Origin of the sequence: Pseudomonas sp. PGPPP1, from assembly GCF_002255865.1 — a bacterium.
Taxonomy (GTDB): domain Bacteria; phylum Pseudomonadota; class Gammaproteobacteria; order Pseudomonadales; family Pseudomonadaceae; genus Aquipseudomonas; species Aquipseudomonas cremoris.
The window spans coordinates 73,779-99,882 of sequence record NZ_NKIG01000011.1; the positions used below are offsets into that span (position 1 = coordinate 73,779).

The 26,104-nt window shown below is 58.3% G+C and carries 19 protein-coding genes, 2 tRNA genes and 2 pseudogenes; 15 read left to right on the top strand and 8 right to left on the bottom strand.

Translation table 11 applies throughout. The features are described from left to right. Positions 1-2 precede the first annotated feature (2 nt). Entirely contained in the window at positions 3-1,532 is a 1,530-nt protein-coding gene (locus CFE47_RS14390) for a 3-hydroxyacyl-CoA dehydrogenase (RefSeq protein ID WP_286837949.1), read from the top strand. A gap of 26 nt (positions 1,533-1,558) precedes the next feature. After that, positions 1,559-2,791 carry a CaiB/BaiF CoA transferase family protein gene (locus tag CFE47_RS14395; RefSeq protein ID WP_286837951.1) on the top strand — a complete coding sequence of 411 codons (1,233 nt, stop codon included), beginning with the start codon at positions 1,559-1,561 and terminating at the stop codon, positions 2,789-2,791. Here the strand turns inward: CFE47_RS14395 and lldD are convergent. Continuing rightward, positions 2,788-3,918, bottom strand: a complete 1,131-nt coding sequence (gene lldD, locus CFE47_RS14400; RefSeq protein ID WP_286837952.1) for an FMN-dependent L-lactate dehydrogenase LldD — start codon at positions 3,916-3,918, stop codon at positions 2,788-2,790. The genes CFE47_RS14395 and lldD overlap by 4 nt on opposite strands. A gap of 101 nt (positions 3,919-4,019) precedes the next feature. Between lldD and CFE47_RS14405 the strand changes: the two genes are divergently transcribed. From CFE47_RS14405 to CFE47_RS14420, 4 genes and pseudogenes are all read left to right on the top strand, one after another. Next, positions 4,020-4,943 carry a LysR family transcriptional regulator gene (locus CFE47_RS14405; protein ID WP_286837953.1) on the top strand — a complete coding sequence of 308 codons (924 nt, stop codon included), beginning with the start codon at positions 4,020-4,022 and terminating at the stop codon, positions 4,941-4,943. A gap of 33 nt (positions 4,944-4,976) precedes the next feature. Next, positions 4,977-5,052, top strand: a tRNA-Asn gene (locus CFE47_RS14410). A gap of 122 nt (positions 5,053-5,174) precedes the next feature. After that, a pseudogene (locus CFE47_RS14415) lies at positions 5,175-5,600 on the top strand (ParA family protein); the annotation flags it as partial. 61 nt (positions 5,601-5,661) lie between these two features. Continuing rightward, positions 5,662-6,812, top strand: a protein-coding gene (locus tag CFE47_RS14420) for an IS3 family transposase (protein ID WP_286837955.1) whose coding sequence is annotated in 2 segments (ribosomal slippage) — positions 5,662-5,899 and positions 5,899-6,812 — 1,152 coding nt in all. Because the reading frame shifts where the segments join, the coding sequence is not laid out codon by codon here. A 341-nt stretch (positions 6,813-7,153) separates the two neighbouring features. Here the strand turns inward: CFE47_RS14420 and CFE47_RS14425 are convergent. The 3 genes from CFE47_RS14425 to CFE47_RS14435 form a co-directional block, all read right to left on the bottom strand. Beyond that, positions 7,154-8,452 carry an MFS transporter gene (locus CFE47_RS14425; protein ID WP_286837956.1) on the bottom strand — a complete coding sequence of 433 codons (1,299 nt, stop codon included), beginning with the start codon at positions 8,450-8,452 and terminating at the stop codon, positions 7,154-7,156. 263 nt (positions 8,453-8,715) lie between these two features. Next, positions 8,716-9,603: a GntR family transcriptional regulator gene (locus CFE47_RS14430; RefSeq protein WP_286837958.1), complete on the bottom strand. Its 888-nt coding sequence runs from the start codon at positions 9,601-9,603 to the stop codon at positions 8,716-8,718. 118 nt (positions 9,604-9,721) lie between these two features. Beyond that, a complete protein-coding gene (locus tag CFE47_RS14435) occupies positions 9,722-11,038 on the bottom strand; it encodes a CitMHS family transporter (RefSeq protein ID WP_286837960.1) in 1,317 nt (438 codons plus the stop codon). A 349-nt stretch (positions 11,039-11,387) separates the two neighbouring features. Here CFE47_RS14435 and acnA point away from each other — a divergent pair, with 349 nt between their 5' ends. The 6 genes from acnA to CFE47_RS14465 all read left to right on the top strand — a co-directional run bounded on the left by acnA (position 11,388) and on the right by CFE47_RS14465 (position 19,713). Further along, positions 11,388-13,994 (top strand): aconitate hydratase AcnA, encoded by a 2,607-nt coding sequence (gene acnA, locus CFE47_RS14440; RefSeq protein ID WP_286837962.1) that lies wholly within the window; start codon positions 11,388-11,390, stop codon positions 13,992-13,994. 31 nt (positions 13,995-14,025) lie between these two features. Further along, on the top strand, positions 14,026-15,174 hold the full coding sequence (gene prpF, locus CFE47_RS14445; RefSeq protein WP_286837964.1) for a 2-methylaconitate cis-trans isomerase PrpF: 1,149 nt from the start codon (positions 14,026-14,028) through the stop codon (positions 15,172-15,174). Between the two features lie 80 nt (positions 15,175-15,254). Then, positions 15,255-16,481 carry a lactonase family protein gene (locus CFE47_RS14450; protein ID WP_286837966.1) on the top strand — a complete coding sequence of 409 codons (1,227 nt, stop codon included), beginning with the start codon at positions 15,255-15,257 and terminating at the stop codon, positions 16,479-16,481. A 31-nt stretch (positions 16,482-16,512) separates the two neighbouring features. Then, positions 16,513-17,217 carry a TerC family protein gene (locus CFE47_RS14455; RefSeq protein WP_286837968.1) on the top strand — a complete coding sequence of 235 codons (705 nt, stop codon included), beginning with the start codon at positions 16,513-16,515 and terminating at the stop codon, positions 17,215-17,217. 2 nt (positions 17,218-17,219) lie between these two features. Next, positions 17,220-17,960, top strand: coding sequence for a transporter substrate-binding domain-containing protein (locus CFE47_RS14460; protein WP_286837970.1), 741 nt, complete (start codon positions 17,220-17,222; stop codon positions 17,958-17,960). Positions 17,961-18,069: 109 nt separating this feature from the next. Next, the gene (locus tag CFE47_RS14465; protein ID WP_286837972.1) at positions 18,070-19,713 is read left to right on the top strand and encodes an acetolactate synthase large subunit; all 1,644 of its coding nucleotides are present in this window, start codon (positions 18,070-18,072) and stop codon (positions 19,711-19,713) included. Positions 19,714-20,069: 356 nt separating this feature from the next. Here the strand turns inward: CFE47_RS14465 and CFE47_RS14470 are convergent, their stop codons facing one another. Together CFE47_RS14470 and CFE47_RS14475 are read right to left on the bottom strand one after the other, a co-directional pair. After that, positions 20,070-20,450, bottom strand: coding sequence for an XRE family transcriptional regulator (locus tag CFE47_RS14470; RefSeq protein WP_286837974.1), 381 nt, complete (start codon positions 20,448-20,450; stop codon positions 20,070-20,072). Then, positions 20,443-21,593, bottom strand: a protein-coding gene (locus CFE47_RS14475) for an IS3 family transposase (protein WP_286837976.1) whose coding sequence is annotated in 2 segments (ribosomal slippage) — positions 20,443-21,350 and positions 21,350-21,593 — 1,152 coding nt in all. Because the reading frame shifts where the segments join, the coding sequence is not laid out codon by codon here. The genes CFE47_RS14470 and CFE47_RS14475 overlap by 8 nt, the downstream gene beginning before the upstream one ends. A 39-nt stretch (positions 21,594-21,632) precedes the next feature. Between CFE47_RS14475 and CFE47_RS14480 the strand changes: the two genes are divergently transcribed. Continuing rightward, positions 21,633-21,716, top strand: a tRNA-Asn gene (locus tag CFE47_RS14480). 203 nt (positions 21,717-21,919) lie between these two features. On the opposite strand, the gene CFE47_RS14485 is transcribed toward CFE47_RS14480, so the two are convergent. Further along, the gene (locus CFE47_RS14485; protein ID WP_286837978.1) at positions 21,920-22,783 is read right to left on the bottom strand and encodes a LysR family transcriptional regulator; all 864 of its coding nucleotides are present in this window, start codon (positions 22,781-22,783) and stop codon (positions 21,920-21,922) included. Between the two features lie 107 nt (positions 22,784-22,890). Between CFE47_RS14485 and CFE47_RS14490 the strand changes: the two genes are divergently transcribed. Beyond that, positions 22,891-23,283, top strand: coding sequence for a tautomerase family protein (locus CFE47_RS14490; RefSeq protein ID WP_286837980.1), 393 nt, complete (start codon positions 22,891-22,893; stop codon positions 23,281-23,283). A gap of 33 nt (positions 23,284-23,316) precedes the next feature. Continuing rightward, positions 23,317-23,675: pseudogene (locus CFE47_RS14495) on the top strand (zinc-binding dehydrogenase); the annotation flags it as partial. 185 nt (positions 23,676-23,860) lie between these two features. Here the strand turns inward: CFE47_RS14495 and CFE47_RS14500 are convergent. Continuing rightward, positions 23,861-25,723, bottom strand: coding sequence for a DUF3857 domain-containing transglutaminase family protein (locus CFE47_RS14500; RefSeq protein ID WP_286837982.1), 1,863 nt, complete (start codon positions 25,721-25,723; stop codon positions 23,861-23,863). Positions 25,724-26,104: the final 381 nt, after the last annotated feature.

The window sequence follows — 26,104 nt, forward strand, 5'->3', positions numbered from 1 at the left end:
GCATGACCGATCCCATTAATACCTTGGGCCTGGTGGGCACCGGTGTCATGGGCGCCGGTATCGCGCAAATCGCGGCACAGGCAGGTGTGGTGGTGCGCCTGTTCGATGCCCGCGACGGGGCCGCACACACTGCGCGTGAGGGCCTTGCCGTCACGTTCGCCAAGCTGGTGAGCAAGGGCAAGATCAGCCAGGCAACCATGGACGCTGCGTTGGCCAACCTGCAGGTCGCGCACGTCATCGATGCGCTGAAGGATTGCGACCTGGTGGTCGAAGCCATCATCGAAAACCTCGACGCCAAGCGCGGCCTGTTGCAACAACTTGAGGCCATCGTCAGCCCGACCTGCATCCTCGCCACCAACACGTCTTCGCTTTCCGTCACGGCCATCGCCAGCGGTTGCCAGCGTCCTGAGCGGGTAGCCGGGCTGCACTTTTTCAACCCTGTACCGCTGATGCGCGTAGTGGAGGTGATCGACGGCCTGGCCACCGCGCCAGCAGTCGGCAATGCACTGCTGGCGTTCGTCGCGCGCACCGGCCATCGCGGCGTGCGCGCCAAGGATACGCCGGGGTTCATCGTTAACCACGCTGGGCGTGCCTACGGCACCGAAGCCCTGAAGATGCTCGATGAAGGCATCGCCGAACGTGGCGATATCGATCGTATCCTGCGTGAAGGCGCCGGTTTCCGCATGGGGCCGCTGGAGCTGTTGGACCTCACCGGCCTGGACGTTTCGCACCCGGTGATGGAGTCGATCTACAACCAGTTCTACCAGGAACCGCGCTACAAGCCTTCGCCCCTGACTCGGCAGATGCTGGTGGGTGGGCGCTTCGGGCGCAAGACCGGCCACGGTTTCTATCAATATGAGAATGGCCAAGTCATCAATGGCCCGCAGCCGCAGCCAGTGCCTTCGGTTCACGCCAGGCCACCGGTCTGGATCGCCACCGAAAACAGTGAAGACTACGAGCGCCTAAGTCGCCTGGTGATAGACCTCGGTGCCCATCTGGAAAGCACGGCGCAACCTTCGTCCGAGGCGTTGTGCCTGCTGGCGCCATACGGCCGTGATGCCACCAGCGCCTGCGTACGTTTCGACACCGACCCGGCGCGCACGCTGTGCGTCGACCTGCTGACCGACCTGTCGCGCCATCGCACGCTGATGCAAAACCCTCTCACATCACCCGCCATGCGCGATGCCGCCCATGCCTTGCTGGCAGCGGACGGGGTGGGGGTAACGGTGATCGGCGACAGCGTCGGCTTTGTAGCCCAGCGCACCTTGGCGATGGTGGTCAACCTGGCCTGCGATATCGCCCAGCAACGCATCGCCAGCGTTGACGATATCGACCAAGCGGTGCACTTGGGCCTGGGCTACCCACACGGCCCGCTGGCCTGGGGCGATGCCCTGGGGCCGCGGCGCATCCTTACGATTTTGCAGCGCATGAGCGAACTGACCCATGACCCGCGCTACCGGCCCAGCCCTTGGTTGCGGCGGCGGGCGATGCTGGGGGTTTCCCTGCGCCATGAAGAGCCGGCAGTCGGCTGATTTCACCACCTCACAGGATAAGAACAATGGGTGCTTTGACAGGTTTGCGGGTATTGGATTTAAGCCGTGTGCTAGCCGGCCCCTGGTGTGGGCAAGTGTTGGCCGACCTGGGTGCGGAAGTGATCAAGATCGAACGTCCAACCAGCGGTGACGACACCCGTGGCTGGGGGCCGCCCTGGATGAAGACCGACAGTGGCGAGTCGTCCGGCGAGGCCTCGTATTACCAGTCCACCAATCGCGGCAAATTATCCGTGGCCATCGACATGGCCACTCCCGAAGGGCAGGCGTTGGTGCGCGCACTGGCGGCGAGTTCCGATGTGTTGATCGAGAACTACAAGGCCGGTTCACTGGCTCGTTACGGGCTGGACTACGCGACCCTGGCCGAGATCAACCCGCGCCTGGTGTATTGCTCCATCACCGGGTTCGGCCAGACCGGCCCGCGTGCCGAAGAGCCGGGTTACGACTTCATCATCCAAGGCATTGGCGGCTTGATGAGCATCACTGGCGAGCGCGATGACTTGCCGGGCGGTGGCCCGCAAAAAGTCGGCGTGGCGTTTTCCGACCTGATGACTGGCCTGTATTCCACGGTGGCGATCCAGGCCGCTTTGCTCAGCCGTGAACGCACTGGCGTGGGTCAATACATCGATATGGCGCTGCTGGATGTGCAGGTCGCGACCTTGGCCAACCAGAGCATGAACTACTTGGCCTCGGGCAAGGTGCCGCAGCGCTATGGCAATGCCCACGCCAATATCGTGCCGTACCAGGTGTTCCGCGCTGCCGACCGGGACTTCATCATCGCCTGCGGCAACGACAGCCAGTTTGTTGCCCTGTGCCAGAGTATCGGGCTGCCGCATTTGCCGGATGATCCACGCTTCCGGCGGAATGCCGATCGTGTGGCCCACCGCGAAGAGATCGTTGCGTTGCTCTCGGCGCATTTTCTCGGCCGCAGTGCGGATGAGTGGGTGGCATGTATTCATGCGTCGAAAGTGCCGGTGGGGGCGATCAACTCCATCGCCCAATCGTTGGAAGAACCCCAGGTGATTGCGCGCAACCTGATGGTGAACATCCCACATCCACAGAACCCGGATTTCGCCATGGTCGGCAGCCCGATCAAGATGTCCGGCACACCCGTGGAGTACGTGCGCCCGGCGCCGATGCTGGGGCAACACACCGACGATATCCTCGGGCAAGGGTTGGGCCTGTCAGCGGAGCAACTGGCCCATCTCAAAGAGCGCGGTATCGTCGAGCAGAAGGCTTAGACCAGGGTAGAGCGGTCGATTTGCGCGATGGAGGTCACGCCCGTGAGGGTCATGGCCACGCGCATTTCCTTGGCAAAGATGTCCAGCAGGTTTTCCACACCGTGCTGGCCATCGGCGGCCAGCGCGTAGGCGGTAGCGCGTCCCAACAGGCAGGCCTTGGCACCCAGGGCGAGCATGCGCACCACGTCGAGCCCGGAGCGGATGCCGGAGTCCACCAGCACCGTGAGGTCATCGCCCACGGCTTCGGCAATCGCCGGCAAGGCCTTGGCGGTGGACAACACGCCGTCCAGCTGACGACCGCCGTGGTTGGATACCACAATGCCGTCGGCCCCGAAACTCACGGCGTCCTTGGCATCCTGAGGGTCGAGGATGCCCTTGATGATCATCGGGCCTTTCCAGAAGTCACGGATCCACTCCAAGTCTTTCCAACTGATCGACGCGTCGAAATTGTTTGCCAGCCAACCGATGTAGTCTTCCAGGTGAGTCGGTTTGCCCAGGTACTTGGAGATATTGCCCAGGTCGTGGGGGCGGCCCATCAGGCCCACATCGAAGGCCCATTGCGGCTTGGTGACGGCTTGCAGCATGCGCCGCTGTGCCGCGAACGGCCCGGACATGCCCGAGTGCGCGTCACGGTAGCGTGCGCCGGGCGTCGGCATGTCCACGGTAAACACCAGCGTCGTAACGCCGGCGGCCTGGGCGCGCTCCAGCGCATTGCGCATGAAACCACGGTCCTTGAGCACGTAGAGCTGGAACCAGATCGCCTGCGCACTTTGCGACGCGACTTCTTCAATCGGGCACACCGACACCGTCGACAGGCAGAACGGGATGCCCTTGTTCGCCGCTGCCTTTGCCGCCTGCACTTCACCCCGTCGCGCATACATGCCGGTCAGGCCCACCGGGCTGAGGATCACCGGCATGTCCAGCTCCTGGCCGAACAGCGTGGTCTTGAGGCTCAGGTTGTCGACATTGCGCAGGATGCGCTGGCGCAGGCTGATCTCGGCCAGGTCCGAACTGTTCGCACGCATCGTGTGCTCGGCGTAGGCACCGCCGTCGATGTAGTCGAACAGGAAGCGCGGCAGCTTGCGCTTGGCGGCTGCGCGGTAGTCGGAGGCAGACGAGATGATCATGAACAGTGGCTCCATAGGGCAAGGTAGGTTAAGGATAGGCAAACATCTGTCATGATAAAAACAACTTTTATCACTAGTAGCCAGTCGCGAAAGGAATACCGATGAACCTGAGAACCGTGCAGGCCTTTGTCGAAGTGGTGCGCCAAGGTGGTTTCTCCCAGGCCGCCGAAGTGGTGTCCCTGACCCAATCCACCGTGAGCAAGGCAGTGAAGACCTTGGAAGACGAGTTGGGCATGCCGTTGCTCAACCGCCTGGGCCACCGCAACGAACTCACCGCCGCTGGCGAAATCGCCTACCGCCGTGGCCTGGTGATGCTCGCCGAACGCAACGACCTGGTGGCCGAAATCAACGACCTGCGCGGCCTCAAGCGCGGCCAGCTGCGCATCGGCCTGCCGCCGGTAGGCTGCGGCGTGTTGTTTGCGACCATGTTCGCCACTTACCGCAGCCGCTACCCGCACATCGATATCGAACTCACCGAATACGGCAGCAAAAAACTGCGCGAATGCCTGGAAGCAGGGGAGATCGACCTGGCGGCCCTGTTGTTGCCGACAGACGAAGCGTTCGACTTCCAGCCCGTGCGCAACGAACCGCTGATCGCCGTGCTGCCCATGGACCACCCCCTGGCCCAGCGTGAGCGCATCGACTTCACCGACCTTGCGGACTCGCCGTTCATCCTGTTCGAAGCGGGCTTTGCCCTCAACGCCAAAATCCTCGCCGCGTGCGAACGCAAAGGCGTCACGCCACGGGTGACCGCCCGCAGCGGGCAGATCGACTTTATCGTCGACCTGGTGGCCGCCGGCCTGGGCGTGGCCTTCCTGCCCCGCATGCTGGCGCACAAGCATCAACACAACGGCATCGCCCTGATCCCCCTCGACGAACCCCACACCGACTGGCACATCGCCCTGGCCTGGCGCGCCAGCGCCCACCTGCCACCGGCTGCGCTGGCCTGGCTGGAGTTGGCCAAGGAACAACAGCTTTCAACCGGCCATCCGATTCAATCGACCGAATCGCCAGAGAAAGCTTGACTTCCCCTTTTTAATCAGTAACATACGGCGCATTCCGCGATAGCTCAGTTGGTAGAGCAAATGACTGTTAATCATTGGGTCCCTGGTTCGAGTCCAGGTCGTGGAGCCAGATAGAGAAAAGCCTGCAGAGATGCAGGCTTTTTTTTGCTTGGGATTTGACCTAGCAAGCAAAGCGCACAGCGTGACAAGCATGAAGCCGTCTCTAAATCCTACGATTCAGAGGTAAGCCCCATGAAAGTCGCTGCAGTCGTTTCAACCAAAGGCGGGCCGGGTAAAACCACGGTTGGCGCCAATCTGGGCGCGTTTTGCGCCGATGCAGGTGTTCGAACCCTGCTTATCGATCTGGATAATCAGCCTTCGCTGTCCTCGTTTTACAACCTGTCGCACGAGGCACCTGGCGGTACCTATCAGTTGATCACGGGCAATGAGACTCGACCTGATCAGATCATTTCTCAGACCTGTATCCCCAATCTGTCGCTGATCAAATCGAATGATCCGTTCAATTTGCTGAGCAATTTGTTACTGCACGCTGCTGACGGTCGCCTGCGTCTCAAGAATTTGATGCCAGCCTTCGCGCAGGACTTTGATCTGATTCTGATCGACACCCAGGGTGCTCGCTCCATCGTTTTGGAGATGGCCTTGCTGGGTTCTCAAATTGAATCGCCCCGGGTTTCGTAGACACCTCTTTGCCTTAAACTGAGGCCAATCAGGAGGTGCCATGAGCAACCCGCGTTATCCCGAAGAATTCAAAATCCAAGCAGTCAATCAAGTGACCGAAAAGAAGCTGCCTGTCGCTGATGTAGCGGCCCGTCTCGGCGTGTCGACGCATAGCCTCTATGCCTGGATAAAGCGCTACAGCAAACCTCAAGAAGAACGGCAGCAGGACGATGATCAGCACGCTGAACTGCGGCGTCTGCGAGCGGAACTCAAGCGCGTCACTGAAGAGCGAGACATATTAAAAAAGGCCGCCGCGTACGTTGCCAAGGAGTGCGGCTGAAGTACGCCTTTATCAAGCAGCGCGCGGGCGACTATTCGATTCGGCGGCTTTGCCTGACGCTGAAAGTCCATCCCAGCGGTTATTACGCCTGGCTGTCTGAGCCACAATCTCTACGCGCCAAAGACGACCAGCGACTGCTGGGTTTGATCAAGCATTCATGGCTGGAGAGCGGCGGCGTTTATGGTTATCGCAAAATCCATGACGATCTGCGCGAGATCGGTGAAGATTGTGGTCGGCATCGTGTAGCGAGGCTGATGCGTCTTGAAGGTCTGCGCTCTCAGACAGGGTATCGACGCCGCCCTGGAAAGTACGGCGGTAAGCCAGCGGTCGCCTCACCCAATTTGCTGAAGCGCCAGTTCGATGTCGTGGAACCCAACAAGGTCTGGGTCACCGACATCACTTACATTCGTACGTATGAAGGCTGGCTGTATTTGGCTGTGGTGCTGGATCTGTTTTCTCGTCAGGTCGTTGGCTGGTCAATGAAGTCGCAAATGACCAGTGATTTGGCCATTGATGCGTTATTGATGGCGGTTTGGAGGCGTAATCCGAAGCAAGAGGTGATGGTTCATTCCGACCAAGGCAGCCAGTACAGCAGCTCCGATTGGCGCAGCTTTTTGAAGGCGAACAACTTAGTCGCCAGCATGAGTCGTCGTGGCAACTGTCATGATAACGCCGTGGCCGAGAGCCTTTTTCAGCTTCTGAAACGGGAACGGATCAAGCGGAAAATCTACACCACACGGGAAGATGCACGTAGTGATGTGTTCGATTACATCGAGATGTTCTACAACGCAAAACGTCGTCATGGTTTCAACAATCAGCTGTCGCCGGTAGAGTTTGAAAAGCGTTACGTAAGGAGCTTGCAAGGTGTCTAGAGGATCCGGGGCGATTCATCATGTATCCGAGGGCCTTCGTAAAGACACGGAACCGCGAACCCCCGCAATCGGATGCGAAGCGACGGCGTTAGCCTTTCTTTTGATGTAGAGCTGCCTGCATACGTAGGCTGGTATCGGTTTAGATCGACGTATCTGAGGTTCTTCACGCAGTCTTGGTATCAGACTAGAGGGCCTTGATCCAGCGTGACGTCAGTTTTTGAGGGGCGCCTCCTGCGGTCGGGTGTATCAAGAACGTGCAGAGCCAAGCGTGATCATGTGGAGGGGCACCTAGCGGCCCGAGGGGACGCTAGGTTTTGGAGTGAAGGGCGTAGAGGGAAGGGTTACGCGGGTCGCGCCACCAATGGCTCTGATGCCAATTGCTCAGCCGGAATCATCGGCTTCCTGGTCATGCTCAGGATCACAACTGCGCCGGTTACCAGCAGTCCGCCTGCAATGGCGAACGCCCAGTTGTAGCTGCCCGTTTCGTTGATGACATAGCCAGTCACGACGGGAGCCAACATGCCGAAGATGTTCCCACCCACCACGACGAATGCCATCGCCCTGCCCACATCGCCCGAGCTTGGGAGCATGTCGTTGAGCAATGAGAAGTTCAGCGATGTCGTCGAAGCAATGCCTGCCAAGGTAAGAGAGAAAATCAGCACCAGGAGGGCGATGTCGTCGGCGAACGGGATCAGCAGAATGCAGCTTGCGATCAGCATGGTCAGAGCGATGACGTTACGGCGTTTGCCAGAGGCGGCACCACTGCCATTCTTCAGATACTGGTCGCTCAGCTTGCCGATCATAATACACAGCACCACGGCGGCTGCATAAGGGATGGCCGTGAACAGGCCGCTCTTGGCAATGGTCAGGTGCCGTACTTCCTGCAGGTAGCTTGGCAGCCAAGTCAGGAACAGATACTGGGTGTAGACATTGCAGCCTTGAGCGATGGCCAGGCCCCACAGAGTTGGAGTCTTCAGCAGCGTTTTGAGCCCATAAGCCGTGGTAGAACCGTTACCTGCCGAGCTGGTAGTACGAGTGGCGACGATGTGTTCGCGTTCTTCTTTCGCCAGCCATTTCACCTGCTCAGGTTTGTCGTAGCAGAAGTACCAGGCCACTAGCCAGACAAAGCCAATGGCACCTGCAATCACGAACGACATGCGCCACCCGAATGCTGCCACCAGTGCAGCCAGCACGACTGAGCAAATGGCTGGGCCTGCATAGGAGCCACTATTGAAGATGGCGGTGATGGTGCCGCGTTCGGTGCTTGGAATCCATTCACGGATGACCTTTGCCCCCACTGGGTTGCTGACGGATTCACCAGCGCCCATGACCAGGCGTGCAGTCAGCAGGCTGGCGAAGCTGGAGGCGGCTCCGGTCAGAGCTGTAGCCAGAGACCAGATGAAAATACCCAGGCCACCGACGCGTTTGACGCCGTATTTGTCGATCAGCAGGCCGACTGGAATCAGGAACAGCGCGTAGCTCCAGATGAAGGATGAGAACAGGTAGCCCATCCCCACTGATGTGAGGTGAAACTCTTCTGCGATGGGTTTGGCGGCAATCGAAAGCGCGATTCGATCCATGTAGTTAATCATGGCCAAGGAGAATAGGAAGACGGCTATCCAGCCTCTACGGTATGACATGTGTTCACCATTATTTTGATTGTGGTGTGCGCGTTACCGAGCTTCGGGCATGTGGTTGTGTTCAGGCGGACACGCATGCGGAGCTCGTTTGTTTTGTAGAGGTCAAAATGAACTTTATAACGATATAAGTCAATCTGTGTTTTATGAAAGTCAGATGAAGCCGACGACTAACTTGAGGCGTCGGTTGCATATCGGCGGGCAGGAGTGAGCGCACGCGACCTGGACAGGTCGCGTGAAGGTTCTAGAAGGCGGAACGGTAGGGATTATTCGAAGAGAGCGGGGTCGACTTTGTGGCGCCTTGCCTGTTCCAAGTGGCGTCGCATCTGATCTGCAGCGGCCAGTCGGTCGCCTCGCTCCAGGCAATCAAGAATCGCGAGGTGCTCTTCGGCTTGTCCTTTACGAGGGGTACGTGAGCTGGCTTGGCGGTACTCCACAAGGCGTCGCAGTTGGTCAAGACGGCGGACGGTCTGCTGCAGGAAGCGGTTTCCGGAACAGGCAGCCAAAGTCTCATGGAATTGAGAGTTGGCTTCGAAAAGCTCCTGAGGCGTCATGGTCAGATAACCGCCGTTGGCAATGAACTCCTGCTGGCGACGGCAGGCCGCCAAGGTTTCGCGGTCAATCTGAAAGGTCGGTGACAGAATCCCGGAGGGTTCGATGGTCGCCCGGAAGGAATAGCTTTCCTCATAGGCCTCCACAGAGTCGATCATCGGCAGCAGACGCCATCCCTGACCAGCACGCTGTTCCACCCAGCCTTCTTGCTGGATTCGGGACAGCACGGCCCGCAGCGCTGCCCTGGAAACGTCGAACTGGCGCATGAACTCGATTTCAGTGAACAGCTCTGGGAGCTGTCGACTGAGGCGCAACTCGGCGAATTTCAGATACAGAGGATCGTCGGTATCGTCCATGACCTCGGACACCAGATCACCCAAATCATCACTTGCTCGGGCCAGGAAGAAGCCTCTGTTGCGGTCATAGGTCAGCATGCCTTTCTCAACCAAGTGACCCATGGCGAATTTGACTGGCGTGCGTGACACATTGAGTGTCGTGGCCAGTTGGGACTCGACCAAGTGATGACCAATAGCGAAGCGCTCACGACGTACGTGAGAAACGATGTCACGCGCAATGCGTGCTTGCAAAGGGCTTAGAGGCATTGGATCGGGAACCAGAAATAGCTGAACCAGAGGGCTGCCATTCTAGCGCGTCATTTTCTGCAGCGGCAGAGACTATTTCTGATCTCCGCCGAGAAGCTATGGGCGCGCAGAAACCTGCTTAGCGAACCTGATAGAACGGGAATGCACCAAACAGAAGTCCGCCTACCAACAGTCCGAAACTCGCGAGAATGGCCCATTTCAACGCGAAACGCTGGTGGTCGCCCAAGTCAACTTTAGCCAAGGCAACCAGCAGGTAAAGCGACGGCACGAGTGGGCTCAGCAGGTGCACGGGTTGGCCTACCACTGACGCACGTGCAATCTCCAGCGGAGTAATGCCGTACTGCGCGGCTGTCTGAGCAATGACTGGGAGGATCCCGAAATAGAAAGCGTCGTTCGACATAAAGAAGGTGAACGGCAGACTGACGATGGCGGTAAATACTGCCAGGAACGGCCCAAAGCTTGGCGGAATCACGTGCAGCAGGCTCTTGGCCATGGAGTCCACCATGCCTGTACCTGACAGGATCCCGGTGAAGATACCGGCTGCGAAGATAACGGCTGTAACCGCGAGTACGTTGGCTGCATGAGCCGCAATCCGCGCTTTTTGATCTTCGATTTTTGGGTAATTGAGCATGATCGCGACAGCAAAGCCGACCATGAACAGGATCTGAATCGGCATCAGCCCCAGAATCAGGCAGGTGATCAGGGTCAGGGTCAGAATGAGATTCGGCCAGAACATTTTCGGACGGCGATTCCCATCACACTCTTCGGCAGAACCGTTACCCAGAGCCATGGAGCCGTTGTGGAAATCGTCCAGATGGATGATGCCCAGGCGTGCACGCTCTTTGCGCCCCAAGACAACAGCGGTGAACACTAGGCACGCGGCGCCAAGGAGCATTCCTGGAATCATGGGGAGGAAAATGTCCATCGCATCAACATGGAGCGCCGCAGCTGCACGGGCTGTAGGCCCACCCCATGGCGAGATGTTCATGATCCCGCTGGCGATGTTGACCAGGCACGTCATGCCCAGAACGCTCATGCCCAGACGCTGATACAGCGGCAGAAAGGCAGCACACGCGATCATGTAAGTGGTGGAGCTGTCGCCATCCAAGGACACCAGCATCGTCAGTACGGCAGTACCAACCAAGACCTTCAGAGGGTCGCCTTTCACCAGCTTCAAGATGAAGCGCACCAGACCGTCGAACAGGCCTGCGTCAATCATGATTCCGAAGTACAGGATCGAGAAGGTCAGCATGACGCCAGTCGGGGCCAGCGTTTTAACGCCGTCGAGCATCATCCCGCCCAAGCCAGCGTAGTGCCCCCCAATCAGGGCGAACAGGATGGGGATCAGGATCAGAGCGATCAACGCCGAGAGGCGCTTGGTCATGATCAGGTACATGAAACAGATGACCATCGAAAAGCCGAGGATTGTCAGCACGGTCGAACTCCCATTTTTCTTGAATTTGTAGGGCTCTTGTCAGCCGCATGGCGACAAGGTGACCGGCGTGATTCAGGTCGAGACAGGCTCGATGCGAATGGGAGGACGAACGGAGTTGGAGCGCGAGAGCTGGATCATGGTGGGCCTCAATTTTCTTATGTTTATTTTTCTACCGTACCTGACTGGAGCCATGTCGCCTTAGCGACTGGGAACAGTAGAACTCATCGGTTGGGTACGTCCGATCTCAGTGGCTGATTAAATCGGATGAATCAACATTGACCTATATCGTCACAAAGTGCAATATGCGCCTCACAAAAACATTACCCGTGCTGCCTGTGAGGATTAGTCAATGCCTAAGTCAAAGGGTCAAATCGTTTCCGCAAACGGAATCGAATACCGTGTCAGCGATGTCCGAGGGGTTGTGACTGACCTGGGCGGTGATTACGCCAAGCTGCCTTACAGCTTGCGGATCCTCGCCGAGAACGTTTTGCGTGGAGAGGCTGACCCTGAAGCCGCGCTCAAAGTCATCTGCGCCCGCTCCAAAGAATTCGATATTCCTTTCCGTCCAGCTCGCGTCGTTTTGCAGGATCTGCTCGGTACGCCGGCTCTGGTCGACCTCGCGGGTCTGCGTGACGCCGTCGCAGCTCAAGGCGGCAACCCACGTCTGGTAAACCCTGTCACTCCAACCCACCTAGTAGTGGATCACTCCCTCAACGTAGAGCGTTGGGGCGATGCCAGCGCGCTCGCCGATAACGAAGCCATTGAGCGTGAGCGCAACGCCGAGCGCTTCCAGTTCCTGGACTGGTGCAACAAGGCATTCAGCAACCTGTCGATCATTCCTTCGGGCAAAGGCATCCTTCATCAGATCAACTTGGAGCGCCTGACCACTGTTGTCGGTACTCAGCGCCGTGACGGTGAGCTGTGGGCATTCCCGGATACCCTGGTCGGCACTGACAGCCACACCACCATGATCAATGCCATTGGTGTACTGGGTTGGGGTGTGGGTGGTATCGAGGCTGAAGCAGCGATGCTGGGTAAATCCCTGATGCTTCGTCTGCCTGAAATTGTCGGTGTGCGTCTGGAAGGCACCCTGCCTCAGGGCTACCTGGCTACGGACATCGCCTTGGCTCTGACCGAGCTTCTGCGTAAAGCGGGCGTGATTGGCGCGTTCCTGGAGTTCTTCGGCCCAGGCGTTCCTCAACTGTCTCTCGCTGACCGTGGCACTCTGTCCAACATGGCACCTGAGTTCGGCGCAACAGCAGCGATGTTCGCGATTGACGACCGTACGCTGCACTACCTGCGTATGACCGGTCGTGACGGTCAGATCTCGGGGCTGACTGAAGCCTATGCCCGTGCTCAAGGCCTCTGGCATGACAGCCTTGGCGAGGTTGAATACAACCGCGTTGTCACCCTGGATCTCGGCACCGTGGCGCGTTCCATCGCCGGCCCGAAACAGCCTCACCAGCGTATCGTGCTGGGTCAGAAGGCACCGGCAACCAATCTGCCAACTGACCTGGACAATGGTTCGGTCGTATTGGCCGCGATCACCAGTTGCACCAACACCTCCAATCCACGTGGCGTGATCGCCGCTGGCCTGGTGGCACGCAACGCCCGCAAACGTGGCCTGAAGCGCGCTCCATGGGTCAAAACTTCTTTTGCGCCGGGTTCGATGGTGGTTGCTGATTACCTGGAGCGTTCGGGTCTTAACAATGATCTGGATGCACTGGGCTTCAACCTGGTTGGCTACGGCTGCACCACCTGCAACGGTATGTCGGGCCCACTGCTGAGCCCTGAGATCGAAGAGGAGATCCGCACTCGCAAGCTGGAAACCGTGGCTGCGACCTCCGGTAACCGTAACTTCGAAGGCCGTGTTCACCCACTGGCTCGCGAAGTCTTCATCATGTCGCCGCCGCTGATCGTTGCTTACGCCATCGCCGGTACCTACCTGATCGACCCGGAAAAAGACGCGCTGGGCGTGGATGACAACGGCGTGCCTGTGTACCTGCACGAACTGTGGCCAAGCGACGAGGAACTGACCTCTATCGAGGCTGAAAACCTCACCGCCGATCTGTTCGACAAGGCGTATGAAGACGTCCCTCGCGAAGCCGGCCTGATTGCCAGCGACCTGCGCGCCGGTGTCAGCGACCAGTACGCATGGCAAGCGACCAGCACCTACATCCGCAAACCTCCGTACTGGAGCGATGCGGTGACGGCCACCGATACGAGCAAAGACCTGAGCAACATGCGCGTCCTTGCCATGCTGTCGGACAACATCACCACCGACCACATTTCTCCATCGGGTGCGATCCTGCCGGAAAGCGATGCTGGCCAGTACCTGCAATCGCACGGTATCGCGGTGCCGGACTTCAACTCCTACGGCACACGTCGCGGTAACCACGAGGCTGCGCAGCGTGCCACCTTCGCCAGCCCGCGCCTCAAGAACGAGCTGCTCGAAGACGGTCGTGAAGGCCCATGGACGCTGTTGCTGCCTGAGAAAGAGGTCACCACGATCTTCCAGGCTGCCGAGATCTACGCAGATCGCAAGCAGCCCCTGATCGTCGTCGCCGGCAAAGAGTATGGCAGCGGTTCCTCCCGCGACTGGGCCGCTAAAGGCCCACGCCTGTTGGGTGTGCGCGTGGTAGTGGCTGAGAGCTTCGAGCGTATCCACCGCACCAACCTGGCAGGTCTCGGCATTCTCCCGCTGCAATTCGAGCAAGGCGTCTCGCGTCAAAGCCTGGGTCTGAATGGCCGCGAAACCTTCAGCGTGGAAGGCATCACCGATGACTTCCAGCCAGGTGCCAACGTCACTCTGGTGATCGAGCGCGAAAACGGCGAAACCGAGCGCGTCACTGTCGTGAGCCGTCTGGATACCTTCGAGGACGTTCGTTACTTCCGCAGCGGTGGTCTGTTGCCGCAGTTGCTGATCGAAAGCATGAAAAACGCATCCGCCAACTGATGCGCCGCTGATTTGTCGCAGGAGATATCAAATGACTCAAAGACGTATTCCAGCCGTTTACATGCGTGGCGGCTCCAGCAAGGGTGTGTTCTTTCTCGACAAGGATCTGCCGCCTGCGGGCCAAGAGCGAGACGCCATCCTGCTCCGCGTGATCGGTAGCCCGGATGTGTACGGCAAGCAGATCGACGGGATGGGTGGTGCGACCTCCAGTACCAGCAAGGTGGTGATCATCGGTAAATCCAGTCGCGAAGATTGTGACGTTGATTACCTGTTCGGGGCTCCGGCCATCGAGACGCCGGTCATCGACTGGTCGGGCAACTGCGGCAATCTGAGCTCGGCTGTCGGCCCCTACGCCATCTCTGAAGGTCTGGTAGATGCGCCTCGCGATGGCATCGCCGTCGTCCGTATCTGGCAGGCCAATATCCAGAAACGCATCATTGCGCATGTTCCTATGCGCAACGGTGAGGCTCAGGAAGAAGGTGACTTCGTACTCGACGGTGTGGCGTTCCCCGCTGCTGAAGTCGTGCTGGAGTTTCTCAAGCCAGGTGGCTCAGGGGGCAGCATCCTGCCGACGGGTAACGCCATCGACGAACTGGACATTCCAGGCGTTGGCAATATGCCTGTCACGTTGTTGAACGCTGGTAACCCTACCATCTTCATTGAAGCTGACCGAGTGGGCCTGAAGGGCACCGAAACTCAGGATCAGGTCAATGGCGATGCTGAGCTGCTGGCACGCTGCGAAACCATCCGTGCTCACTGCACCGTTGCCATGGGGCTGGCCGCTACCGCCGAGGAGGCAACTCGTCTGCGTCCGCACACGCCGAAGCTGTGCTTTGTGGCCAAGCCTCAGGCCTATCAAGCTGCAGGCGGCAAGCTCGTTGAGCCAGGAGATATCGACGTGATTGCCCGGATCTTGTCGATGGGCAAGCTGCATCATGCGATTACGGGTACTGGTGCAGTCGCGGTTGCCGTTGCGGCAGCGCTCGATGGCACGCTGGTGAATCGTATCGTTGGTGACATCGGGGATCGCCAAGTTCGCATGGGGCATACCGCTGGCAGCGTTGCAGTAGGCGCGAAAACTGTGCTGGAAGATGGTGCCTGGAGTGTGGACAAGGCTGTGATGAGCCGCAGTGCTCGCCGACTGATGGAAGGCTGGGTACGGATTCCTGAAGTCCTCTGATCCGGCCCGTGCTCATGCTGGCTTACGTCCAGCATGAGCACACTCCCTGTTCAATAATAAAAACAACAGAGAACCAAACCATGAGTTCATCCGAATTCCCGCGTCACTCGATGCTCCGCCGTCAATTCGTCCAGCTTTCTGCGCTCGCGGCAGGCGGTGTATTGGCTGGTGGCTTCACCCTCCCGGCACACGCTGCTGCTACCAGTGATGAAAGCAAAATGACCAATAACAAACTGTCGCAGACCCCTCGGTTTGCTTACGTTGGATCACGCACAACCAAAGAGCGCAATGCCCGTGGCGTAGGCATTACCGTATACCGTTATGCGCATGAAACTGGCGCGTGCACACTTGTTCAGACGGTCAATGAACTGGTGAATCCATCGTTTTTGACCTTTGATCACTCGCAGACCCATCTTTACTGCGTGCATGGTGATCTCAGCGAGGTGAGCTCGTTCGCCATCGATGCGAAGACCGGTGAGCTGACCAAGCTCAATACGGTTGGTACCCAAGGCAAGAACCCCGTTCATCTCAGCATTGATCCGACCGGTAAGTTCCTGGCTGTTGCGAACTACGCCACTGGCGGCTTTGCGATCTTCCCGATTCAGGATGATGGTAGCCTCGGCGAGCTCGCTCATCTTGAATCTCTGCCTGGCGAACCTGGGCCGCATAAAGTGGAGCAAAGCAGCTCTCATCCACACATGATTCCGTTTGACCCGTCCGGACGATTCCTCGTCATCCCCGACAAAGGACTGGATGGTGTCTTCGTATACCGCGTGCAGCAGAACAACGCGAAGTATGGTGCTACCCAGGTCAGCATGGTCAAAGCACGAGAAGGCTCGGGCCCGCGCCACGTGGTGTTTACACCGGCAGGGAAGAACGCTTATGTCGTGAACGAACTCGACAGCAGCGTCACCGGCTACGCCTACGATCCTGAGCAAGGTTCGCTCAAGCCTCAGGAGGTCGTCTCCACTCTGCCGTCGAACTTCACAGGCAATAGCCGTGCAGCGGCCATTGTGATGGCGCCGTCTGGAAAATACCTCTACGTATCGAACCGGGGCCACGACAGCGTGACGACTTTCGCGCTGGAGGACAGTGGGGCATTCGCTGCCAAGGCTCACACTTCGTCCCAAGGGCGTAAGCCTCGCTTCATGAACCTGACTCCGGATGGCAAGCGTCTGTTTGTCGCCAACGAAGAGACAGACACCATTGTCGGCTTCGACGTTGACCAGGCTTCCGGAGCGCTTGCAGTAAACGGCCAGGTCATCAAGACCGGCAGCCCTGTGTGCATGATCTTCAAAACCATCTGATTGACCGGCCCCCTGGCCTGGAGAGCTCATCTTGATCGAACTCATAAACTCGCCAGGGTTCTGGCTGGCGGTGATGCAAATCATCGCCATCGATATTTTGCTGGGTGGCGACAACGCGGTGGTCATCGCGCTGGCTTGCCGCAAGCTCCCAGAAGCTCAGCGCAATCGCGCCATTATTGGTGGTGCGTTGGGGGCGATCCTTCTCCGGATCGCCATGATTTTCTTCGCTCTGCAACTGCTGGAATTGCCGTACCTCAAGCTGATCGGCGCCGTGCTCCTTCTCTGGATCGGGATCAAGCTGATCGTCCCGGAGGGCGAAGACGCACACGACAACTTGGCTGCTAGCCCCAAGCTTCTAGGGGCAATCAAAACGATCATCGTCGCCGACGCGGTGATGAGCCTGGATAACGTCGTTGCTGTGGCGGGCGCATCCAACGGCCAACTGGAGCTCGTGATCTTCGGCATTGTCATCAGCATTCCGATCATCATTTGGGGCAGCAAGCTGGTGCTGCATTTCATGGATCGGTATCCGATTGTCATCACGCTTGGGGCCGCGTTGCTGGGTTGGATCGCCGGCAGCATGGCGATCACCGACATCAGTCTTCCAGCCGTACCTGCATGGGCGCATTACGCAGCCGGCGCCGTTGGCGTGGCGTTGGTTCTTACCATTGGGAAGTTCATGGTCAGTTGGAATGAAGCTGCCGGTGATAAATCAGAAACTGAGAGGAGCGAGTAGCCGTGGAATTTGATCTTGCTGCTGTACGAAAGGACATCGCTCCGCATGGAGACCTGCGGGTTGCGATCAATCTTGGTAACCCCGTCTTGGCGAAGCTCGATGAGAAGACCGGAGCTTTCTCGGGCGTATCGGTCGCGTTGGCGAATGCGCTCGCGGATGAACTCGAAATTTCCTTCGCTCTCACCGCTTATGACGCAGCCGGCAAGGTCTTCGCGGCGTTAGAGAACGAGGCTTGGGATCTTGCGTTTCTTGCCATTGAGCCGGTCAGAGCCGAGAAAATTTCCTTTTCCAGCCCCTACGTCTGCATCGATGGAACCTACCTGGTCAAAACCGAGAGCAAGTTTCAGCGCGCCTCTGCCTTGGATACTGGGGGCTGCAGGATCGCGGTGGGAAAAGGAGCGGCGTACGACCTGTTCTTGTCCCGGACTTTGAAAAATGCAGAGTTGGTTCGGGCGACCACTTCGGCTGGGGCTGTCGATACGTTCTTGGAGCTTGGCCTCGATGCCGCTGCCGGCGTACGCCAGCCCCTGGCTAGATTCGCGAAGACGACGGCAGGCGTCAGGGTGTTGAGTGACAACTTCACGGAGATTCGTCAGGCGATGGCTGTTCCGAAAGGAAGAGCTGTGGCTGCTCAGTACGTTCAGAACTTTATCAATCGCTGTCTGCATAGCGGATTCGTAGCCAAGGCCCTGGATGACAGTGGTGAGCGTGATGCGCGGGTTGCTCAGCCCTTTGTGGTCTAACACCGAGAATCATCGGATCGAGCCCTGTGACCGGTCTCCTGATCAGCATGTTGTGTTGTTTCGATTAGCAAAAGAGACGCCACCGTCTCAATCACCAAGGTAAGTAGAAATGGCAAAGGCCGCAGATATCGTCGTGCAATGTCTGGAAAACGAAGGCGTGAAATACGTGTTCGGTATTCCCGGCGAAGAAAATCTCGATCTGCTTGAATCGCTGCGCAAATCCCAGATCAAGCTGGTGCTGACTCGCCACGAACAATCCGCTGGCTTCATGGCTGCCACCTATGGCCGTCTCACCGGCAAGACCGGTGTGAGCCTTTCCACCCTCGGCCCAGGTGCTACCAACCTGGTGACCGCCGGCGCCTACGCCTACCTGGGCGGCATGCCGATGCTGATGATTACCGGCCAGAAGCCGATCAAGAAATCCAAGCAGGGTCGTTTCCAGATCATCGATGTGTGCGACATGATGGCGCCCATCACCAAGTACACCCACCAGTTCGCCTCGGCAGACAACATCCCGGCGCGCATGCGTGAAGCCTTCCGCCTCGCCGAAGAAGAGAAGCCGGGCGCCGTGCACCTGGAGCTACCGGAAGACATCGCCGCCGAGCAGACCGACAGCATGCCGATTCCGCCGAGCCTGCACCGTCGTCCGCTGGCCGAGCACAAGTCGGTCGAAGCCGCTGTCGAGAAACTGCAGAAAGCCCGCAGCCCGATTTTGGTGATCGGTGCCGGTGCCAACCGCAAGATGACCGCTAAAGTGCTGCAGCAACTGATCGACAACACCGGCATCCCGTTCATCACCACCCAGCTGGGCAAAGGTGTGGTCGACGAGCGTCACCCGCGCTTCCTCGGCAACGCCGCGCTGTCGTCCGGTGACTTCGTTCACCGCGCCGTTGAAGCCGCCGACCTGATCATCAACATCGGCCACGACGTGATCGAGAAGCCGCCGTTCTTCATGGTGCGTGGCGGTACCGAGGTCGTGCACATCAACTTCCGTTCCGCCGAAGTCGATGCCGTGTACTTCCCACAGATCGAAGTGATCGGTGACATCGCGAACGCTGTGTGGCAGATCGGTGAAGCCCTGACCGACACCAGCCACTGGGACTTCACCCGCCTGCTGGAAATCCGCGAAGCCAACGAAACCCAGATCGCCGAAGGCGCCGACGACAACCGCTTTCCGGTCTACCCGCAGCGTCTGGTCGCCGAAATCCGTCGCGTGCTGCCGTCCGAAGGCATCGTTGCCCTGGACAACGGCATCTACAAAATCTGGTTCGCCCGTAACTACAAGGCGCACAAGCCCAACACCGTGTTGCTGGACAACGCTTTGGCGACCATGGGCGCCGGCCTGCCATCGGCCATGGCTGCGCATCTGGTGCACCCGGATCGTCCGGTAATTTCGGTATGCGGTGATGGCGGATTCATGATGAACAGCCAGGAGCTGGAAACTGCTGTGCGTCTGGGCATGCACATCACCGTGGTGATCCTGCGTGATGACGGTTACGGCATGATCCGCTGGAAGCAGGCGAACATGGGCTTCACGGACTTCGGCCTGGATTACGGCAACCCGGACTTCGTCAAATACGCCGAAGCCTACGGCGCCAACGGGCACCGCGTGGAAAGCGCCGAAGGCCTGTTGCCGCTGCTGGAGCACTGCATCAAGACTCCGGGTGTGCATGTGATTGATTGTCCGGTCGACTACTCCGAAAACGACCGCATCCTGAACATGGAACTGCGTGAGCGCAGCGCGGCCATCTGAATCATGGCGGGCAGTTGCCCGCCGGTTCTTCATTCGTCAGCACAGGATTCTTCCATGCAACTGAAAGACCCAACCCTGTTCCGTCAGCAGGCGTATATCAATGGCACATAGCCTGGAGAGGCTATAGTTGTAACGAACTTCTAATACCCGAAATCAGCGAAGGAGGTGGCCATGGCCAGCTCGGCAGGCGTACGGCTAATCGACCGCATGGGCTTCAGAGCTACCCTGATGGCTACATCAGAGGCTCATTGAGGTTTTCAAGCCTGAGCAAGGAAGCGCCTAGTCGTATCTCAGACGCAAGAGGGGGCGGGGGAGTGCAAATGTTCTCCAGGGCAGCAGTACGCCATGGCTTCTCGTCACCAAGCCCTAGCGACCGTAGATTTTGAGAGGGAGAGCTCGGTAGCAGTTTCGCGCTGCGTGAGGCCTCTGGCTTTACATTCCTGTATGGCTGCAGTCCGGTCGTCCCTAGCAGCGTTCTTAGCTTGCTGTCCTCCCAGTTCAAGCTGTCTACCCAATTCTGCAGGCCCGCCCAGACGACCAAACTCGTTCAAATCAGACTTGATCCTTTCCAGAATGGAGTCCGTAGACGCCTCTCGGTAAGCAGACTGCAGCAGAACCATGAGCGTGGACGGTTCCACCTTCAGCGTTTCAGCCAACTGGACGAGCATCTCTAGACTGATATTTGAAAAGCCGGCTTCGAGCTTGTAGAGGTGAATCGCCCCGGATTCTCTAGACACCTTGCAAGCTCCTTACGTAACGCTTTTCAAACTCTACCGGGGACAGCTGATTGTTGAAACCATGACGACGTTTTGCGTTGTAGAACATCTCGATGTAATCAAACACATCACTTCGAGCATCTTCCCGCGTGGTGTAGATTTTTCGCTTGATCCGTTCCCGTTTCAGAAGCTGGAAAAAGCTCTCGGCCACGGCGTTGTCATGACAGTTGCCTCGGCGACTCATGCTGGCAACCAAATTGTTTGCCTTCAAAAAGCTGCGCCAATCGGAGCTGCTGTACTGGCTGCCTTGGTCGGAATGAACCATCACCTCTTGCTTCGGTTTACGTCTCCAAACCGCCATCAACAACGCATCAATAGCCAAATCACTGGTCATCTGCGACTTCATTGACCAGCCAACGACCTGCCGAGAAAACAGATCCAGTACCACCGCCAAATACAACCAGCCTTCATACGTACGAATGTACGTGATGTCGGTTACCCAAACCTTGTTGGGTTCCACAACATCGAACTGGCGCTTCAGCAAATTGGGTGAGACGACCGCTGGCTTACCGCCGTACTTTCCAGGGCGGCGTCGATAACCTGTCTGAGAACGCAGACCTTCAAGACGCATCAGCCTCGCCACACGATGACGACCACAATCCTCACCGACCTCGCGCAGATCGTCGTGGATTTTGCGATAGCCATAAACGCCGCCGCTCTCCAGCCAGGAATGCTTGATCAAACCCAGCAGTCGCTGGTCGTCTTTGGCGCTTACAGATTGCGGCTCAGACAGCCAGGCGTAATAACCGCTGGGATGGACTTTTAGCGTCAGGCAAAGCCGTCGAATCGAATAGTCGCCCGCGCGCTGCTTGATAAAGGCGTACTTCAGCCGCACTCCTTGGCAACGTACGCGGCGGCCTTTTTTAATATGTCTCGCTCTTCAGTGACGCGCTTGAGTTCCGCTCGCAGACGACGTAGCTCAGCGTGCTGATCATCATCCTGCTGCCGTTCTTCTTGAGGTTTGCTGTAGCGCTTTATCCAGGCATAGAGGCTATGCGTCGACACGCCGAGACGGGCCGCTACCTCAGCGACAGGCAGCTTCTTTTCGGTCACTTGATTGACTGCTTGGATTTTGAATTCTTCGGGATAACGCGGGTTGCTCATGGCACCTCCTGATTGGCCTCATTTTAAGGCATGGAGGTGTCTACGAAACCCGGGGCGATTCAAACAGGTAGCAAATGACTGTTAATCATTGGGTCCCTGGTTCGAGTCCAGGTCGTGGAGCCAGATAGAGAAAAGCCTGCAGAGATGCAGGCTTTTTTTTGCCTTGGATTTGGCTGGGGTGATCAAAGCGGACAGCGTGACAGGCATGGGCGCTGTCACCTGCATTTGCTCTGTTCGCCATGTCGCTGTGAACCACTGGAAAACAGCGGCATGCCACCCGCTCAGGCAAGCACCTAGTCTCAGGGCCCCCGCCGGGGGCAGAGTCCCTAAGAGAAGTGCGTGACCAACATCTCTCGAACCGCGCTGACCAGCGGCGCCTCACCAGGGCGCGGCGGTAACAGGCTGAACTCAACATCGGGCAGCGCCGGAAGCGATTGAGTCGACCGGTAGACTTCGGCTCCAGCAGGCACCGCTGAGCTGTTCAGGCATGCCACTCCCAGACCTGCCATCAGCGCCGATTGCAGGCCCCCGACACCCGACGCTGAATGTGCAATGACATACGGTACCCCACGCGCATCCAGCAGATCGATGGTGAATCGCTGCAAACTGCAATCCTGGGGAAGCACCACCAACGGCAGCGGCGCCAAGTGCTCGCGCTGCGCGTCAAACCCACTGAGTGCTACCCACCGCAGGGCCTCTCGTCGCACAGGGATCCCTTCGGGAAGGCTGCGCCCGTCAAGGATGCGCATCGACAGGCCGATATCGAATTCGCCGCTGTTGGAGCCATTTTCGATTTGCAGGCTTTTGCGCACCGAAACATGCAACCGAAGCTGCGGGTAGCGCGTGCGCAACCCCTTCAACATACCCGCGATGGCGCTCGGTAAAAAATAGTCGGTGATGGCCAGGCGCAGTTCCCCGGTCAGGGTCACACCGCGCATGTCCTCCAGCACACAATCACTCAGCGCGAGCAATTCAAGTGCATGTGCCAACAACCGCTCTCCGGCGGGTGTAGGACTCACGCCTTTTTTCCCGCGCTCCAGCAGTGTTACGCCGGTAAATGTTTCCAGCTTGCGAAGTTGTTCACTGAGCGCTGACTGCGAGCGGAGCAGCTTAGGCGCGGCCGCTGAAAGGCTGCCGCACTGCAGGATCGTGACGAAGGAGCGCAGTTGCTCGAGATCAAAAGGGCGCATATCTATCCTGCGTTTTTTCCGATAGATACCATTATATCTTCCCGCTTTTCAGCATCTAATACTTTTCTTACTCTGGCACCTCACCCTATCCATACGAGGAATTCCCCATGCCAGGTATCACCCTGAAAATCTCCGGCGAACACAATCCCGAGCTTGTCCGCCAACTCGTCCCGCAGCTCACCGCGCTGACGTGCGAGGTGCTTGAAAAGCGTCCGGAACAGACCTTGCTGATTCTCGACTTTGTACCTCATGAGCAGTGGTTCATTCATAACCGCTCGCTGGTCGAACATGGACGTAATGCATTCCGCCTGGAAGTGACCGTCACCGATGAGACCAACACCAAAGCGCAAAAAGCGCGCTTCCATCGTGAGGCCTACGTGCTATTAGCCGAGTTGATAGGCAACCTGCATCCGCACTCCAATGTGCACATCATCGACTGCCGAGCCAGTGCCTATGGTTATGAAGGGGTTACCCAGGAGTACCGATATCAGCATGCTTGAGAGCGGGCGTTGTATGCGGATGTTGGATACGCCGGTGCCAATCACCTGATCAACTACAAGCGCGATACCGACCGGGCCGCGAAAGTGCTCGAAATCACCAACGGTCGCGGTGTCGATAACATCATTGAAGTGGGCGGTCCGGATACGCTTGGCCAATCTATTCGTGCCTGTCGCATCGGTGGCCATATCGCCTTGATCGGTGTATTGACCGGCATCGCCGGGCAAGTGCCGACGGCTGAATTGATGCGGCGCCAGCAGACGCTGCTAGGGCTTATCGTCGGCAGCCGCAGACAAACGGCATCAAGCCGGTAATCGACAGCACGTTTGCCCTCGAAGAAATTGCCGACGCGTTCCGTCACCAGGCAGCCGGCAAGGTGTGTTTGTCGATCTAAAGGGCAAGGCGCGGTTCAGACCGTTACCCCCTGCAGAATGAAGTCGGCGCAACGTTCGCCGATCATGATGCAGGGGGCATTGGTGTTGCCGCTGAGAAGCGGGGCTGTCCTCGTGACCACGGCGGCAACACCCGCGCTTCATTTAGTCGTTTGATTGCGCCTGCGGCCACACGAGCGCCACAGGCTTACAGCGTCTGCACAATAATCTGGCTTTTCAGGTCATTGACCATCCCCTCGATCGCCGGCTTCATCGCGACAAAATCCTGCGGGCTGCACAGCGCCTCAGGGTGGGCAAACGCGTAGCTGCGGGTGATCAGCACGCTGTTGCCTTCCTTGACGTAGGTGGTCTGGTAGTTGAAGCCACCGATGTCCAAGGACGCGCCCTTGGGCACCGCCAGAATGTTCACTTCTTTAGGGAAATCGAACCGCGCGGTTTCCTTGATCGTGCCCGAAGCGCAAGAGAAGCTCTGCGTTCGGTCCTTCTCCGACATGAAGCTGAACACGTTCTGGCCGATGCCGCCGGCCAGGCTGCTGAGGGTGGGTACGCCGGTGGGGCCGGGCAGGTTGACCAGGTTTTCGGTGCGGCCCGTGACCGTGGACTTGAAGGTTGGGGCGTTGCTGTCCAGTGGGTCTGTCTCTATCTCGCCGCTGCCGGTTTGGCCGTACATGCTCAAGACTTTCTGGGTCAATTGACTGCGGTCGGTCGGGGTCATGGATTTGAACAGGAACCGGTTGAACTCCGTGCCCCAGCCTTGCACCGTGTTGTCGTTGGTGAAATCCGCCGCGCCTTGCGGGTTGATCTTGAACACCAGCGCGCCGTCCACCTGGCTCAGTTGGCGGGACGGTGTACGCGCGAGCTTGCCGCTTTGGGTCAGCACCACCGGTTTGCCCAACTCGGGAATGGGCAGGTAGCCCGCCGCGATGGGGGTGGCGGTGGAGTCCAGGTACAGGTCCAGGCTTGGTACGTAGGTGATCGCATGGTTGAGCAAACCCAGTGTCGGCACCTTTGGCAGTACGTAGGCGTTGCCGAAGTTGATCAGCACGGGCGAGCTTTCGATGGCGACGGCCTTGAGCAAGGCTTCCAGCAGGGCGACGTGGTCCTTGCAGTCGCCATAGCGGTTATCCAGCACGGCCTGGGCAGCGTGCGGAACCACGCCACCGTCACCGATGTAGACCGCGACGTAGCGGATGTTCTTGCGTACCCAGTCACTCAAGACCAGGGCTTTGGCGTGGGGTGTGTCCAGCTTGGCCGTGAGTTCGGTGGCTAGCTTAGTGATGGCCGGTGTCACCTCGACGTGCGCGCGAGCAGCGTAGGCCTGAGCGAATTGCGCGTAGTCGCTGAACGTCGATACGGCGAGGAATTGTCCGTAATCGGTGTACGCGACAGCGCCGTTTTCCGGCCGGGCTTTTTCGGCGGGTAACAGCTCCCAGCGGTAGACCTTGCGTCCTTTTGCGGCGTCGGGCGTTGAGGCCTTGAAGCCTTTGAAGTCGGCATGCAGCGGCATATCGGCGGGCATGTCGTAGGTGAACGTTACCGTTTCCTGCTGGTAATAATCCGGCGCGGAGAGGTCTTCGAACTGCCCGGGAAACAGCGGTGTGGTGCGATGACGCTGGTAGTGCAGGACCAGGCGATCACCTACGGCGACCTCCGGGAAAATCACGACCTTGACCAGCGAGTCCTGGAACATCGGCGCTTCGACCGAGGCCTTCTCTTGTTGCTCCTTGATCTGGTCGGCGCTGACATTGACCTTGCGCCCATCGGCCTTAAGCGTGTAAGCCTCGGCGATGTCGAGGGTTTCCAGCGTGCGGTTGAAACTCACCGAACGCTGGGCGTTGGGCTGGATCGCGCGCTCTTCGTTGATGCGCGAGACGAGTTCGACATCCAGTACAAAACTACCGTCGGCATTGACCACATAGGACTGGATGTTTTTTTCGACGGTCAGGGAACGGTCGGTACCGTCGGCGTTGGCGTGTGTAGTCAACAGGCCGCAAACAAGCACGGCCAGCACACCGAACAGGCGTGCCGGGGAGGGAGTAAAGCCTTGCATAAAGATCCTTCTGAACGATGACGCGCGCCGTCGACAAGAGGGCGCGCGTACCTTGGGCAAACCGCTTAATGCGAAGCGTTACTATATAGAAGTGGCGATAGGCCTGCTTTGTTTTCCCTTTCCGAGGTATGGGCGAAGAAATTTTTTGCGGTGAATCTTGAATTTTTTCCCCCTGAACCTACCTAGGGAGTACGCGAATTGATCGTCTCCAAGGTCCTCAATCTGATTCATTTTTCCTGGATCACTCACTGAGTAAAACTCAGCCTCTTTGCGCTCGCCTGCGGCCCTGATGTTGTACCGGACGCAGGTACCGAGTTGCTTGTTCTCCAAAACCGACAGCTCAATTGTGTCACCTGCGTCGCTGGTGAAACTGAAAACTCC